14 protein-coding genes and 2 rRNA genes are annotated in these 14,586 nt (G+C 73.5%); 4 read left to right on the top strand and 12 right to left on the bottom strand.

Annotation, left to right across the window (positions count from 1 at the left end; all coding sequences use genetic code 11):
- The 4 genes from CHC05_RS26050 to recN form a co-directional block, all read right to left on the bottom strand.
- Positions 1-834: a hypothetical protein gene (locus CHC05_RS26050; protein WP_089253209.1), complete on the bottom strand. Its 834-nt coding sequence runs from the start codon at positions 832-834 to the stop codon at positions 1-3.
- The gene (locus CHC05_RS26045) at positions 831-1,778 is read right to left on the bottom strand and encodes a copper transporter (protein ID WP_089253208.1); all 948 of its coding nucleotides are present in this window, start codon (positions 1,776-1,778) and stop codon (positions 831-833) included. The genes CHC05_RS26050 and CHC05_RS26045 overlap by 4 nt, the downstream gene beginning before the upstream one ends.
- A 38-nt stretch (positions 1,779-1,816) precedes the next feature.
- Positions 1,817-2,998, bottom strand: a complete 1,182-nt coding sequence (gene steA / locus CHC05_RS26040; protein WP_089253417.1) for a putative cytokinetic ring protein SteA — start codon at positions 2,996-2,998, stop codon at positions 1,817-1,819.
- 195 nt (positions 2,999-3,193) lie between these two features.
- Entirely contained in the window at positions 3,194-4,900 is a 1,707-nt protein-coding gene (recN, locus tag CHC05_RS26035; protein ID WP_089253207.1) for a DNA repair protein RecN, read from the bottom strand.
- A gap of 165 nt (positions 4,901-5,065) precedes the next feature.
- Between recN and CHC05_RS26030 the strand changes: the two genes are divergently transcribed.
- Together CHC05_RS26030 and CHC05_RS26025 are read left to right on the top strand one after the other, a co-directional pair.
- A complete protein-coding gene (locus tag CHC05_RS26030; protein WP_089253206.1) occupies positions 5,066-6,112 on the top strand; it encodes a glycosyltransferase family 2 protein in 1,047 nt (348 codons plus the stop codon).
- On the top strand, positions 6,109-7,539 hold the full coding sequence (locus CHC05_RS26025; RefSeq protein WP_089253205.1) for a hypothetical protein: 1,431 nt from the start codon (positions 6,109-6,111) through the stop codon (positions 7,537-7,539). Before CHC05_RS26030 ends, CHC05_RS26025 begins: the two co-directional genes overlap by 4 nt.
- On the opposite strand, the gene CHC05_RS26020 is transcribed toward CHC05_RS26025, so the two are convergent.
- Genes CHC05_RS26020 through CHC05_RS26005 form a run of 4 tightly spaced genes read right to left on the bottom strand, consistent with a single transcriptional unit; the run spans position 7,536 to position 10,137 of the window.
- Positions 7,536-8,423, bottom strand: coding sequence for an NAD kinase (locus CHC05_RS26020; RefSeq protein ID WP_089253204.1), 888 nt, complete (start codon positions 8,421-8,423; stop codon positions 7,536-7,538). The two genes, CHC05_RS26025 and CHC05_RS26020, sit on opposite strands and share 4 nt — an antisense overlap.
- Positions 8,420-9,241, bottom strand: coding sequence for a TlyA family RNA methyltransferase (locus CHC05_RS26015; RefSeq protein ID WP_089253203.1), 822 nt, complete (start codon positions 9,239-9,241; stop codon positions 8,420-8,422). The genes CHC05_RS26020 and CHC05_RS26015 overlap by 4 nt, the downstream gene beginning before the upstream one ends.
- A gap of 12 nt (positions 9,242-9,253) precedes the next feature.
- Positions 9,254-9,484: a hypothetical protein gene (locus CHC05_RS26010; RefSeq protein ID WP_245871225.1), complete on the bottom strand. Its 231-nt coding sequence runs from the start codon at positions 9,482-9,484 to the stop codon at positions 9,254-9,256.
- Positions 9,481-10,137: a phasin family protein gene (locus tag CHC05_RS26005; RefSeq protein ID WP_144022775.1), complete on the bottom strand. Its 657-nt coding sequence runs from the start codon at positions 10,135-10,137 to the stop codon at positions 9,481-9,483. The genes CHC05_RS26010 and CHC05_RS26005 overlap by 4 nt, the downstream gene beginning before the upstream one ends.
- Positions 10,138-10,273: 136 nt before the next feature.
- On the opposite strand from CHC05_RS26005, the gene CHC05_RS26000 reads away from it, so the two are divergent.
- Complete coding sequence (locus CHC05_RS26000) at positions 10,274-10,609, top strand: alkyl sulfatase C-terminal domain-containing protein (RefSeq protein ID WP_089253202.1); 336 nt, start codon at positions 10,274-10,276, stop codon at positions 10,607-10,609.
- Here the strand turns inward: CHC05_RS26000 and CHC05_RS25995 are convergent.
- Positions 10,606-11,607: an HAD-IIA family hydrolase gene (locus CHC05_RS25995; protein WP_089253201.1), complete on the bottom strand. Its 1,002-nt coding sequence runs from the start codon at positions 11,605-11,607 to the stop codon at positions 10,606-10,608. The two genes, CHC05_RS26000 and CHC05_RS25995, sit on opposite strands and share 4 nt — an antisense overlap.
- The gene (locus CHC05_RS25990) at positions 11,604-12,659 is read right to left on the bottom strand and encodes a hypothetical protein (RefSeq protein ID WP_245871246.1); all 1,056 of its coding nucleotides are present in this window, start codon (positions 12,657-12,659) and stop codon (positions 11,604-11,606) included. The genes CHC05_RS25995 and CHC05_RS25990 overlap by 4 nt, the downstream gene beginning before the upstream one ends.
- Here CHC05_RS25990 and CHC05_RS40905 point away from each other — a divergent pair.
- A complete protein-coding gene (locus CHC05_RS40905) occupies positions 12,648-14,195 on the top strand; it encodes a hypothetical protein (RefSeq protein ID WP_144022774.1) in 1,548 nt (515 codons plus the stop codon). The two genes, CHC05_RS25990 and CHC05_RS40905, sit on opposite strands and share 12 nt — an antisense overlap.
- A gap of 66 nt (positions 14,196-14,261) precedes the next feature.
- Here CHC05_RS40905 and rrf read toward each other — a convergent pair.
- Positions 14,262-14,378: ribosomal RNA gene (gene rrf / locus CHC05_RS25985) — 5S ribosomal RNA — on the bottom strand.
- Positions 14,379-14,464: 86 nt separating this feature from the next.
- Positions 14,465-14,586, bottom strand: a 23S ribosomal RNA gene (locus CHC05_RS25980); the annotation flags it as partial.

Raw genomic sequence — 14,586 nt, 5'->3', positions numbered from 1 at the left:
TCAGGGGCGCCGTCCGAGCGCGTCGAGCTCGCGCAGCACCGGGGTGCGGGCGATGACCTGGGTGAAGCTGACCCGCTCGCTGGCGGCCGTCAGCCCGGCCAGGCCGGCGAGCAGCGCGGCCCGGCCGACGGGGCCGGTGCGGGCGGCCAGCGCCACGCCGAGCAGCGCGCCGAGCGCGTTGGCGCCGGCGTCGCCCAGCATGACCTCTTCGCCGAGGTCGTCCGGGAGGATGCCGGCGGCCGCGCCGAGCGGGCCGGCGACCAGGCCGCGCGCCGGGCCGGCGGCCAGTGGCGCGGCGACCAGGGCGCCGGCCTTGATCGCCCGGCCGGGGCGCAGGTCGAGCAGGTTGAACAGGTTGGCGGTGCCGGCGATGACGCCGGCGCCGAGCGCGACGTCGACCGCCGTGCCCAACCGGCCGCGACCACCGCCGCGGCGGTCGGCGGCGAGCAGCGCGCTGGCCGCGAGGGCCGCCGCGCCGACTCCGGCGATCTTGACGAGGCCGCTGGTCACCCGGCCGTCGCGCAGGGCGCCCAGGTGACCCTTGAAGCCCTTGGCCTGGTGCTCGGGCCGCCCGCCGACGAGGTCGTCGTAGAAGCCGACCGCGCCCGAGCCGAGGCCCGCCACCAGGGCCGCGCCGGCCGCCGGGGCACTGCCGGCACCGGCGGCGGCGCTGGTCGCGGCACCGACCGCGAGCGCCGGGCCGGCCGCCAGGGTGACCGTGTGGCCGCGGAAGTTGGTGCGGTGCAGCGCCTCGGCGCCGCGCAGGCCGCGGAGCGCCGCCCGCGCGATCAGCGAACCGGCGGTGGCCAGGGCCAGCGAACGGCCGCCGCTCACTGTGGCTGCTGGGGCATCATCGAGGCGGCGCCGGCACCCAGCCCGTACTGGCCGGCCTTGTTCTTGTTGATCATCTCTTCGGTGGCGAGCGCCGCGACGACCTGGCCCTGCGTGGTGTTGGTGTTGTCGATCGTGCTGATCGACTTGACCAGCGCGCCGTCACCGCGGATCGCCGCGATCACGTTGCCGTCGCTGGCGCCGTTGCCGGCCACCACCACCGCGCCCTGCTTGTCGAACTGGCTGACCATCGTGACGACGGCCTGGTCCTTCTGGACCGAGTCCTTGTCGACGTAGGGCAGCCCGGTCACGATCACCACGGCCTGCGCCTGCTCGGTCACCTTGTCCTTGCCGGCGTCCGCGTAGGAGATGTACTTGGCCTTCTCGTACGCGGTTAGCAGCGCGGTGATCTCGGCGGCGGCGGGCGGGGTGCCCTGCGTGCGGTCGAGGACGGCGCTGGCCAGCAGCGCGCTCGCGGTCTCGACCCCGTCGCTGTTGCTCGGCAGGCCGGTCGTCGAGATGTTCGGCTGCGCCGCCGACGACGCCAGGTAGAGCAGCTCCTCCGCGTTGCCGGGGACGAAGAACGAGTCCTGCACCTCGATCCGGCCGGTGATCGTCGCGCCCGCCGTGGTCAGCATCGTGCGGACCTGGTCGGCCTGGTCGCGGCCGCTCGGGAGGGTGACCATCAGGACCTTGCGGCCGGTCAGCCGGCCCGGGAGGGCGACCTGCGCCATCTCGGCCGCGAAGTCCTCCTCGCTCTTGAGCTCTTCCTGAAGGCTGGAGACCTGGTCCCGTAGCTGGGTGTTGTCCTTGCGCAGCCCGGAGACCCGCTCGTTGAGCGAGTCGGCCACCGGGCCGTTGAGCGCCGCGGTGCCGACGACCAGGCCGATGGCCAGAGCCAGGAACACCGCGGTGAGTGACACCACGTGGTACCGGAAATTGATCACGCTGTTTGCCTTCTGATTCGGTCGGGCACGCCCCGCCCTTAGCTGAAGAGCTGTCCCAGTTGGAAGACCAAATTGTTCCACCACTCGGAAAGCACGCCGAGATAGGCCTTGCCCACCGTCGAGACGGCGACCGCGGAGGCCATGGCGGAAAGGGCGCTGAGCACCAACAACAGCAGCGAGGAGCCAGAGATGCTCTGCCGGTAGAGGCGGCTGACGCCCTTGGCGTCGACCACCTTGCCACCGACCTTGAGGCGGGTGAGGAAGGTGGATGCCATCCCGCCGCGCCCCTTGTCGAGGAACTCGACCAGGTTGTTGTGGGTGCCGACCGCCACGATGAGCGTGGCGCCCTTCTCGTCGGCCAGCAGCATCGCGACGTCTTCGCTGGTCGCGGCGGCCGGGAAGGTCAGCGCGGAGAGCCCGAGCTGGTGCACCCGGGCGAGGCCCGGAGCGCGCCCGTCCGGGTAGGCGTGGACGATCACCTCGGCGCCGCAGCGCAGCACGTCGTCGGTGACCGAGTCCATGTCGCCGATGATCATGTCGGGGGTGTAGCCCGCCTCGACCAGCGCGTCGGCACCGCCGTCGACACCGATCAGAACCGGTTTGAACTCCCTGATGTAAGGCCGGAGCACGTCGAGGTCGTCCTTGTACTCGTAGCCCCGCACGACGATCAGGCAATGACGCCCGGCGATGGTGGTCTCGATCTCGGGGACCCCGACGCCGTCGAGCAGGAGATCGCGCTCCTGCTTGAGGTATTCCATCGTGTTGGCGGCGAACGCCTCGAGCTGCACGGACAGCCCTTCGCGGGCGTCGGCCATGGCCTTGGCAACGGTGTCCGTGTCCTGGCGGGTGCCGTGTGCGATCGGCTCGCCGTTGACCAGCAGCGTGTTGCCGTCGATCCGCACGGTCTCGCCCTCGCGGAGCGACTGGAAGACGCCCTCACCCAGGTCGTCGACCAGCGGTATGCCGGCCTTGACCAGGACCTCGGGCCCGAGGTTGGGGTAGCGACCGGAGATCGACGGCTTGGCGTTGAGCACGGCGGTGACACCGACCGCGACCAGCGAGTCGGCGGCCACCCGGTCGAGGTCGACGTGGTCGATCACGGCGACATCGCCTGGGCGCAGCCGCCCGACCAGACGCTTGGTCCGGCGGTCGAGGCGCGCGGTGCCGGTGATTGTGCCCGGTTCGGCGCTCCGGGTCCGGCGCAAGGTGGGTAGACGCATCGTGACCATCCTGGCATGTCCGGCGACCGAATAGCGGTCACGACATGCCTGAGCAGGGGTGCTAGCAACGGCACGCGGGGTGTTGCCAGGCTTGTGCTGGCTCTCAGCGAACCATGCGGATGCCACCCGCGGCGGTGGCCTCCGTCACACCTTGCCCTTTTGTGGTCGTGTCCGCCCACCCACGGTGTGCGACCCCTATCCCCGGCGTTCCCGGGCAGCCACCGCGAGCAGCTCTTCCGCGTGCGCGATACCCAGATCGGAGTCCGGCAAACCCGCGAGCATGCGGGCCAGCTCGCGGGCGCGCTCGGTGTCCTCCACGACCCGCACGCCGCTGGTGGTCACGGCGCCGCCGGTGTCCTTGGCGACGACCAGGTGCCGGTCGGCGAACGCGGCGACCTGGGGCAGGTGGGTCACCACCAGCACCTGGTGGGTGCGCGCCAACCGGGCCAGCCGACGGCCGATCTCGACCGCCGCCCGCCCGCCGACGCCCGCGTCGACCTCGTCGAAGACCAGCGTGGGCGGGCCGCCGGCACCGGCGAAGACCACCTCGATCGCCAGCATCACCCGGGAGAGCTCGCCGCCGGAGGCGCCCTTCTGCAGCGGCAGCGCGGGAGCGCCGGGGTGGGCCAGCAGCCGGAGCTCGACGTCGTCGGCGCCCTCGGCCGTCACGGCGCTGGCCTGGAGCACCGCCACCTCGACCCGGGAGTGCGGCATCGCGAGCCCGGCCAGTTCGACGCTGACCTGCTCGGAGAACCGGCCGGCGGCCTCCTTGCGGGCGGCGGTGACCTTGCCGGCCAGCGCGGTCACCTCGTCTTCGAGGCGCTGCCGCTCGCGGTCGAGCTCGTCGAGCAGGTCGTCGGACGTGTCGAGCTCGCCCAGCCGACCCCGGGCCCGGTCGGCCCAGGCGATCACGCCGTCGACGTCGTCGGCGTATTTGCGGGTCAGCGCCCGCAGCTCGCCGCGCCGCTCGTAGATCGTCTGGAGGCGGTCCGGGTCGGCGTCGAGGCTGTCGAGATAACCGGAGAGCTCGGCGGTCACGTCACCGATCAGCGTGGCCGCCTCGTCGAGCCGCGCCGCCAGGTCGCCCAGCTTGGCGTCGACGCCGGACTGCCCCTCGAGCGACCGCTTGGCCGCGCCGAGCAGCCCGGTGGCGTGCGGCGCCTCGTCGGCGCCGTCGCCGGCCACCGCCTGGTAGGCGGCGATCGCCGCCACCCGCAGCCCCTCGGCGTGCTCGAGCCGCTGCGCCTCGGCCTTGAGGTCGTCGTCTTCCCCGGGCTGGGGGTCGACCCGGGTGATCTCGTCGAGGCCGAGCCGCAGCAGGTCGGCCTCCTGGTTGCGCTCGCGCGCGTTGCGCCGGCGGTCGGCCAGGTCATCGGCCACCGCCCGCCACCGGGTGTAGGTCTCGCGCATCTGGCCGAGCAGCTTCTCGTGGTCGGCGCCGGCGAACCGGTCGAGCGCGGCGCGCTGCTCGGCCGGGCGGAGCAGCCGCAGCTGGTCGGACTGGCCGTGCACGGCGACCACCTGCTCACCGATCTCGGAGAGCGTCGCCACGGGCATCGACCGGCCACCGACGTGGGCGCGCGAGCGGCCCTCGGCGGTCACGGTGCGGCTGAGCAGCAACGAACCGTCGTCGTCGGGCTCGGCACCGGCGTCACTGACGCGGGTGTGGACGGTCGTCGCGACCTGACCCTTGAGCCGTAGTCGGCCCTCGACCAGCGCCCGCCCCGGGTCGGCACGGACCCGGCCGGCGTCGGCGCGCCCGCCGAAGAGCAGCCCGAGACCCGTGACCACCATCGTCTTGCCGGCGCCGGTCTCGCCGGTGATGACGTTCATGCCGCCCGCGAGAGGCAGCGTCGTGTCGTCGATGACCCCGAGCCCGGTTATCCGCAACTCTTCCAGCACAGGACACGACAGTAGTAGCGGGGTCCGACAGTTGACCAGCCGCGCCCGCGGGTCGCCGAAAGTGGTACCCCACTATGCCGGTAAACCGTTTGGCAGTCGGTTCGTCATCCGCCGTTCGTCTGGCGCTCACGGCGGGGCCGGGCTGGTTGCGGATGCTCTGGCGTTATGGCTCTGATCAGCGTCGTCATCCCGGTCTACCGGGTGGAGGCCTACCTCGCGGACTGTCTGGACTCGGTGCTCGGGCAGCCCGGCGACCTCGAGGTGGTCGCCGTCGACGACGCCTCCGACGACGGATGCGCCGCGATCCTCGCCGACTACGCGGCCCGCGACGACCGCCTGCGGGTGGTCACTCTCGCGCGCAACTCGGGTCTGGGCGCCGCCCGCAACGCCGGCCTCGCGGCGGCGACCGGTGAGTTCGTCTGGTTCGTCGACAGCGACGACTGGCTGCCGGCCGGCAGCATCGCGGCCGCCACCGAGCGGTTGCGCGCCACCGATCCCGACGTGCTGGTCCTCGGGTACGGGCGCGTCTACTCGGACGGCCGGGTGGAGACCCACCTGCCCGGGGTGGAGGCCGACGTCCGGACCGACCGCCCGGTCACCCTGGCCACCGCGCCCCGGCTCGTCGAGCACCTCTGGCTGGCCTGCACCAAGATCTTCCGGCGTTCGGCGCTGCCGGTGGCCTTCCCGACGGGCTGGTACGAGGACGTCGCGTTCGTATTGCCCGCCCTGCTGGCCGCCGAGCGGATCGTGCTGCTGGACCGGGACTGCTACGCCTACCGCCAGCGCGACCGGCAGATCACCCGTACCGTCGACGAACGGCACTTCGACGTGTTCCTCCAGTGGGACCGGGTGTTCGCGTTCATGGACGCCGATCCCGACCGGTACGCCGCCGCCCGCCCGGCCGTCTTCCGTCGGATGATCTGGCACTGCCTCCAGGTCCTCGGACACGAGCAAAGAATCGCGCGCAGCCGCCGGCGGGCGTATTTTCTACGAGTGAGCGCCCAGTACCGTCGGCACGAGCCGACCGCCGGCGCCCCGATGCCGGGTGGCAACGAGGGCGTCAAGCAGCGTCTGGTGGCCGCGGGTGCCTACAACCTCTACGAGGGCCTGATGGCCGCCTGGAACGTGCGCAAGCGGCTCTCCGGCGGCCGCCGGCCCGCCCCCGTCGCGCCCACGTCCGCACCACCGCAGCGCGAGACGGTCTCCGGTTGATCTCCGCGGCGCTGCGCGCCTCGGCGCCCGAACGGCTGGCCGGAGCGGTCGGCACCCGGGTGGTCCGGCTGGGCACCACCGCCCTCGTCGTCGCCGGCTCCGTCGACCAGCTCCGCGACGTGGCGGCCGGCCCCTTCGCGGCCGAGCCCGCCACCCGGGTCCGGGTGATGGTCGCGTACTGGCGGCACACGCCGTGGTCGGCACCGGTCGCGCCGGCCCGGCACCTGGTCCGGCACCGGGTCGCCCGCCCGCACCTGCGGCGCGGCTCGGCCGTCGTCTCGCTGCGCTACGCCAAGCCGGTGCCCCTCGGTGACGCGATCCGCACCGCGCTGACCGCGCTCGCCCCGAGCGACCCGTGGCCCCGGGCGGCGCCGGTGGTGGCCGACCCGGTGCGGTTCGACGCCACCCGGGTCAACCCGCGCGGCCGCCGCCCGGCCGCCTACCGCCCGGACGCGCCCCGACTCGTGCTCGACTCCCCCACGTTCGACGCCGCGACCCTGGCCCGGCTCCGCGGCGCCGCCACGGCCACCGTGGGGGCACGCGTCGGGCCGGCCGCGCTCGCCGCGCTGTGCGCGACCGGCGTGCTGGTCGACGCGTCCGCCGTCCCGGTGACAACCCGGGCCGCGCTCGCACCCGACCTACGGGCCGTCCTCGACGAACCTTTGCCGGGACCGGACCCGCTCGCGGTCGAGGCGCGCAGCGTGCGGCAGCGCCGGGCAGCGCTGCGCCACCACGCGGCCGGGCTCGGCGAGCCGCCGGCGGTCACCGCCATCCTGGCCACCCGCCGCCCCGAGCTGCTCGGTCCGGTGCTCGCGATGCTCGCCGCCCAGACGTACCCGCGGCTGGAGATCGTGATCTGTCTGCACGGCGTGCCCGCGCCGCCGGACCTGGCCGTGGCGCCGGCCGGCCGGCCGCACCAGCTCATCGAGGTGCCGGCCGACACCAGCTTCGGCACGGTCCTCGGGCTGGCCACCGCGCGTGCCGGCGGCACGCTGGTGACCAAGGTGGACGACGACGACACGTACGGCCCGGAGCACGTCTGGGACCTGGTGCTGGCCCGGCACTACTCCGGCGCGACGCTGGTCGGCAAGGGCAGCGAGCTCGTCTTCCTGGAGGACCGCGGCACCGTCCTGCGGCGCCGCTCGGGCGTGCCGGAGGCGTTCGGCGAGATGGTCTCCGGCGGCACGATGCTGCTCTCGAAGGGCGACCTCGAGGCGGTCGGCGGCTGGCGGCCGGTGCCCCGCTCCGTCGACCTCGGGCTGATCCAGCGCCTCAACCGGGCGGGCGGCACGATCTACCGCACGCATCCGCTGGGCTACGTCTACCACCGGCGGGCCACCGGACACACCTGGGACCCGGGCGAGGACTACTTCCTGCGCAACTCGTCGGCCACCTGGCCGTCGATCCCGCCGGACGCCTTGGCCTAGATTTTGGCGCCGCGCCAGCCGTCGACCGGCAGGCCGAACTTGGCCACCAGGCGGTCCGTGAACGGGCGCGGGCGCAGCCGGACGATGCGCACCGGCAGCGTCCCCCGCTGGACGCTGATCTGGGCGCCGGGCGGCAGGTCGTAGACGCGGCGGCCGTCGCAGCAGAGCACCGCGAGGTTGGTGAACGGGTCGACGGTGATGGTGAACGTCGAGGTCGGCGCGGTCACCAACGGCTTGCTGAACAGGGCGTGCGCGCTGATCGGCACCAGCAGCAGCGCCTCGACCTCCGGCCAGACGACGGGGCCGCCGGCGGAGAACGCGTACGCGGTCGAACCGGTGGGTGTCGCACAGACCACGCCGTCACAGCCGTAGCGGGACAGCGGTCGCCCGTCGACGTCGACCAGCAGCTCGAGCATCTGCGCCCGCTGGCCCTTCTCGACGCTGATCTCGTTGAGCGCCCACGACTCGACCACCTCGCCGCCGGGCGTGAGCTCCGCCCGCACGTCCAGCGTGAGCCGTTCGTCCACGGTGTAGTCACGGTTGACCACGTCGCGGACCGCCTGGTCGATGTCGTCGATCTCGGCCTCGGCCAGGAAGCCGACCTTGCCGAGGTTGATGCCGAGCAGCGGGGCCTTCGCCGGGCGGGCGAGCTCGGCGGCACGCAGGAAGGTGCCGTCACCACCGAGCGCGAACACGATCTCCGCGCCGTCTGCAGCGTCGATGTCGCTGCGCGGCACCACGCCGGGCACCTCGAGGTCGTCGGCCTCGTCGGCGACCACGCGCACCTCGAAGCCGGCCCGGATCAGGTCATTGGCCACGGTACGGGCGTGCTCGGTGCTCCGCCGCCGCCCGGTGTGGGTGACCAGCAGGGCGACCCTGCTCATGTTGTCTCCTCGCGAACTGCCGCCGGACCGGCGGCGACGATCGCGCGCACCTCGTCCGGGTCGGCGGGTGGCGCGTCGCGCCGGAACCAGACGAAGAACTCGACGTTGCCGCTCGGGCCGGGCAGCGGGCTGGCCACCACGCCGGCCACGCCCAGGCCGAGCTCGGCGGCGGTGGCGGCGACGTCGAGCACGGCCTCGGCGCGCAGCTCCGGCTCCCGGACCACTCCCCCGGCTCCGACGCGCTCCTTGCCGACCTCGAACTGCGGCTTGACCATCAGCGCCAGGTCACCGCCGGGCTCCGTGCAGGCCGCCAGGGCCGGCAACACCAGCCGCAACGAGATGAACGAGAGGTCCGCGACGGTCAACGACACAAGACCACCGATCTGGTCCGGTTCGAGGGTACGCACGTTCGTGCGCTCGACGACCCGCACGCGCTCGTCGGTGCGCAGCGACCAGGCGAGCTGGCCGTAGCCGACGTCGACCGCGACCACCTCGCTGGCGCCGTTGCGCAACAGCACCTCGGTGAAGCCGCCGGTGGACGCGCCCGCGTCGAGGCAGCGCCGGCCGCTGACGGTCAGCCCGCGCGGCCCGAAGCCGGCCAGCGCGCCGAGCAGCTTGTGCGCGCCGCGGGATACCCAGGTCGGGTCGTCGCCGGTGACCAGCACCGCGTCGGCCGGGTCGACCATCGCGGCGGCCTTGTGTGCGACCACCCCACGGACCTTGACCCGACCGGCCTCGACCAGCTCGGCGGCCTGCTCCCGGGAGCGGGCCAGCTTGCGCCGGACCAGCTCGGTGTCGAGTCGGTTTCGACGAGCCATGACCAGTGCGGCTCAGGCCTGGTCGATGGTGGCGAGCGTCTCCCGCAGGGTGCGGTAGGCCGCCTCGTACTCGGCGATCTGGTCGGCCGGCGACAGCTCGGCCGCGTTGGTCATCGACCGGATCGCGGCGTCGACGGCCGGGTGGCCCGACATGCCGTCGGCCGGCGGCGTGAGCTCGACCGGCTGCGGTGCGGCCGGAGCGACCCGGGCGAACATCCCGGGGTTCGGAACGGGAGCTGTCATGCGGTACCACCCGCCTTCTTGGCCGGCCCGGCGGCCTTCTTGGCCGCGGTCTTCTTCGCGACGGTCTTGGTGGCGGTGGCCTTGGTCGCGGTCGCCTTGGTCGCGGTCGCCTTGGTGGGCGCGGACTTCGCCGCCGTGGCCTTGGTGGCCGTCTTCTTCGCCGCGACCTTCTTCGCCGGGGCGGGCGCCGGGGTGGCGACCGGCTCGGCGGCGGCGAGGTCGTCGGCGATCGACGCGGCGGCCTTCTTGGCCGCGGTCTTCTTCGCGACCGTCTTCTTCGCCGGCGCGGTCGTCGCGGGCGCGGCGCTGGTGGCCGGCGCGTCGGCGATCGCCTCGGCGGCGTCGGCCCGCGCGCGCTCGGCGCGGAGCTCGACCTCGAGGTCGCGTACCCGCGTGTTGAGGTCGGCGACCTCCTCCGCAGTGGCCAGGCCCACCCGGCCGAGCGTCTTGTCGATCTCGAAGCGGATCAGCTTGACCAGCGCCTCGCGGTTGGCCGCGCTGGTGGTGACCATCTCCTCGGCGATCGCGGTCAGCTGTGCCGCGGTGGCGCCGCCCTTGCCGACGAGCTTGCGGGCGACCTTCTCGGCCTTCTTCCGCGACGTCTCCGTCGCGCCGAGGGCCAGCTCCAGGTATGCCCGCCACGCGTCCTGCATCGTCTGCGTCCTCTCCGGCTCAGCTCCGCGCCCGACGGGGGAAATCCACGGGCCTCGGCTCCACGCTACCGGGCGCCTATGTCGGCCTTGTGCGGTACCGTGCCCGGAGATCACGTGGCGCGAGGGGAGCAGGGGTTTGGCCACCGTTGACGAGTGTCGGGACGCGATGCACGAGCTCGCGGCAAGGCTCGCCGGCAATGCCGACGCGCAGAGCCGCCTCGATCTCGAGCGCACCGTGGCCTGTCGACTGACCGACCTGGGCGCCGCCTTCCACGGCCGGCTGCACAACGGGCAACTGGTCGACATCACCGACGGCGACGACCCGAAAGCCAAGATCGCGCTGACGCTGAAGAGCGACGACTTCCTCGCGCTGGTCCGGGGCGACCTCGACTTCGCCCGCGCCCTCGCGAGCGGTCAGATGCGCATCAAGGCCAACCCGTTCGACCTGCTCAAACTGCGCAAGCTGCTCTAGATTCCCAGCTCACGCAGGGCGGTGGTGGCCTCGTCGGTGGCGCCTCGGATGTCGCTGACGTCCGTGCCGGCCCAGGCTGCGGCGCAGATGGTGCGCAAAGCGGCCATCGCGTCGCCGTGGCCGTCGAGCCGGCCGTCGGTGACGTGCCAGCCGGTGCCCTCGGCGCTGATCGCCAGCGTCTCCACGTCGTCGAACAGCCCGGCCAGGTCCTTGGCGACGTAGGTCGGTCGCCGGTGCGGCTCCGCCGCGACCAGGTCGCGGGGCTGGCTGACCCCGGTGAGCACGAGCAGGCTGTCCAGCCCGGCCCGGACCGCGCCCTCGATGTCGGTGTCCAGCCGGTCGCCGACCACCACCGGCCGGCCGGCGGCCTCCCGCTTGACGGCCTCCTCGAAGAGCACCGCCTCGGGCTTGCCGATCACCTCGTCGGGCTCGCGGTCCAGCGCGGTGCGCAGCACGGCCACCAGCGAGCCGTTGCCGGGCAAGGCGCCGCGCGGGCTGGGCAGCGTGCGGTCGGTGTTGGTGGCGATCCAGAGCGCACCCGCGCGTACGGCCAGGGCGGCCTCGGCCAGGATCACCCAGCCGACGTCCCGCCCGTAGCCCTGCACGACCGCCACCGGCTGGTCGTCCGCGCTGCTGACCGGGGTGAGGCCGCAGTCGAAGACCTCCTGGCGGAGCGCCTCGGCCCCGACGACCAGCACCCGGGCGCCGGGCTCGAGCCGGTCGGCCAGCCGCCGGGCGGCGGCCGCCGCGGAGGTCAGCACCTCCTCGGCCTCGGCCGGGACGCCGAGCCCACGGAGCAGGTCGGCGACCTCGGCCGCGCGCCGGCTCGCGTTGTTCGTCGCGTACGCGATCGACCGGCCCTGCTCGTGCAGCCGTTGGACCGCGTCCACCGCGCCGGGCACGGCCTTGTCGGACAGGTAGATGACCCCGTCGAGATCAAAGATCACGAGGTCGTACGCGTCCGCGAGCCGGCCCGACGCCGGTGGCGAGGTGCTCATTTCTTGTCGTCGGCCTCGTCGATCTCGGGGAGGACCTTGCGGTCGTCGGCGTCGAGGTCGGCATCCGGGTCGGCGTCGATCTCCGCGTCGACCGGGACCTCTTCGTCCGGCTGGCCCTCGGCGTCGACCTCGACGCTCTCGTCCTCGTCGTCGGCCGGGTCGAGCTCCACGTCGTCGTCCGCGGTCTCCTGCGGCAGACCGTCGGTCACTGAGCCGACCGAGTGGTCGCCGGCGACCGCGGCGGGAAGATCGTCGTCTTCCTCGTCCTCGTCGTCGTCCTCGTCGATCTCGGAGTCCACTGCGGCGTCGTCGTCGGCGAGGCCTTCGGAGTCGAGCTCGAGTTCTTCGTCCTCGTCCTCGTCCTCGTCGTCCTCATCGACATCGCCGTCGTCGAGGATCGCGTCCTCGTCGGCGGCGTCGTCGTCCGCTAGGGCGGCGTCGGCCTCGTCCGCCTCGTCGTCGTCCTGCTCGTCGCCCTCGATGGTGACGCCGTCGAGCTCCAGCAGGCGCTCGGCCGCGTCGGTCTCGTTGTCCTCGTCGGCCTCGGCCGCGCGGGCGAACCACTCGCGTGCCTCGTCCCGCCGGTCGGCGGCCAGCAGCGCGTCCGCGTAGGCGTACCGCAGGCGCCCCGCCCACGGCTCCTCGGGACCGCTGGTCAGCTCACGGACCTGGAGCATCGCGACGGCGGCGTCCTTCTGGCCGAGGTCGCCACGCGCGCCGGCGGCCACGATGAGCAGCTCGACGGCGTCGGCCTTGTCGAGCGTGGCCCGATCGGCGCCCCGGTAGAGGTCGATCGCCCGCTCCGGCCGACCGAGCGCACGCTCGCAGTCCGCGAGCACGGCCAGGTGGTCCTGACGCCCGGTCATCCGGTGGTACGTGCGCAGCTCGCCGATCGCGGTCTGCCACTCACCGGCGTGGTACGCGGCCAGTCCGACCGCCTCCCGCACCGCGGCGATCCGCGAGGCGAGCTTGCGGGCGGCCAGCGCGTGCGCCAGCGCCTCCTCCGGGTCCTCGTCGATCATGCGTCCGGTCGCCACCAGGTGCCGCGCCACGATCTCGGCCACCGGCCGGTTGAGCCCGAGCAGCTCGGCCCGAACGTCCTTGTCCAGGTCGTTCGAGGTGATGTCCTCGGGGATCAGCGGACCGCCGCTGGTCGTCGGGCGATCGTCACGAGCGTCGTCGCGGGGGCCACGGTCGTCCCTGGGCCCACGGTCGTCGCGGCCGCGGAACCCACCCCGGTCGCCACCACGGTCGTCGCGGTCGCGGTACGACGGACGGTCGCCACCCCGATCGTCCCGGGGGCGGAAGCCGCCCCGGTCGCCGTCGCGCGGCGGACCCGAGCGGAAGCCGCCGCGGTCGTCCGGACGCGAGCCACGGTCGTCCCGGTCGCGGTAGGAGGGCCGGTCGCCGCCGCGCTGGCCGGGGCCGGAGCGGAAGCCACCGCGGTCGTCCCGGTCGCGGTACGACGGACGGTCGCCCCGCTGGCCGGGCCGGAAGCCCTCGTCACGGCCGCGGAACCCACCACGGTCGCCGCCACGGTCGTCGCGGTCGCGGTAGGACGGGCGGTCGCCACCACGGTCGTCCCGCGGGCGGAAGCCTCGGTTGTCGCGGTCGCCGTAGGAGCGGCCACCGCGGTCGCCCTCGCGCGGCGGGCCCGAGCGGAAGCCGCCCCGGTCGCCCTCGCGCGGGCCGGAACGGAACCCGCCGCGGTCACCGCCACGGTCGTCGCGGTCGCGGTACGACGGACGGTCGCCACCACGGTCGTCCCGCGGGCGGAAGCCACCGCGGTCACCGTCACGCGGCGGACCCGAGCGGTAGCCACCACGGTCGCCGCCGCGGTCGTCACGCGGGCCGGAGCGGAAGCCGCCACGGTCGCCACCGCGATCGTCGCGGGGCCGGAAGCCACCACGGTCGTCGCGCGGGCGGAAGCCGCCGCGGTCACCGTCACGCGGAGGGCCGGAGCGGAACCCGCCGCGGTCACCGCCACGGTCGTCGCGGTCGCGGTACGACGGACGGTCGCCACCACGGTCGTCCCGCGGGCGGAAGCCACCCCGGTCGCTGCCGCGATCGTCGCGCGGGCGGAAGCCACCGCGGTCACCGTCACGCGGCGGACCCGAGCGGTAGCCACCACGGTCACCGCCGCGATCGTCGCGGGGCCGGAAGCCGCCGCGGTCACCGCCACGGTCATCGCGGTACGGGCGGTCGCCAGAGCCACGGCGGTCACCGAAGCCCGGCCGGTCGCCCGAGCTCGGCCGGTAGGGCCGATCCTCGCGGGGGCCGGACCGGTAGCCGCCACGGTCACCACCGCGGTCGTCGCGGTTGCCGTAGCTGCGACCGCCGCCACCGTAGCCACCGCGGTCGCCGTAGCCACCGCGGCCGGCGCCGCCGGACCCTCCGGAGCGGTAGCCGCCACGGTCACCCTGCGGCCGGTCGCCACCGTCACGGCGTGGACGCGAGCCGCGGTCGTCGCCGCGGTTACCCCGGTCGCCTTGGTCTCGGGAACGGCCCTCGCCGCCGCGGTCGTCGTCGCGGCGGTCGCGAGGGGCGTCGCCGCCCTGGTCTGCACTCACGGGGTACATCCTTCCTGATGCCGGATTGGCCGGCACATGCAGTCAAGGGCCGCCCCTATGGGTCGGCCCTTGACTGGAATGATTGTCCGGCGGTGTCCTACTCTCCCACACCCTCCCGGGTGCAGTACCATCGGCGCTGGAGGGCTTAGCTTCCGGGTTCGGAATGTGACCGGGCGTTTCCCCTCCGCCATGACCGCCGTAACTCTATCGACATATCAAACAACCGACCGAAACGGTCTCGGGTGTTTGTTTGCCGGGAGTTGCACAGTGGACGCGTAGCAGCTTTGTAGGTCAAGTCCTCGGCCTATTAGTACAGGTCAACTGAACCCGTTACCGGGCTTACATTTCCTGCCTATCAACCCAGTGGTCTAGCTGGGGGCCTTACCCCACACAAGTGTGGGTGGGATAC

Source organism: Asanoa hainanensis, from assembly GCF_900188485.1.
GTDB classification, from domain to species: domain Bacteria; phylum Actinomycetota; class Actinomycetes; order Mycobacteriales; family Micromonosporaceae; genus Asanoa; species Asanoa hainanensis.
This window is presented reverse-complemented; position numbering and strand designations above follow the sequence as displayed.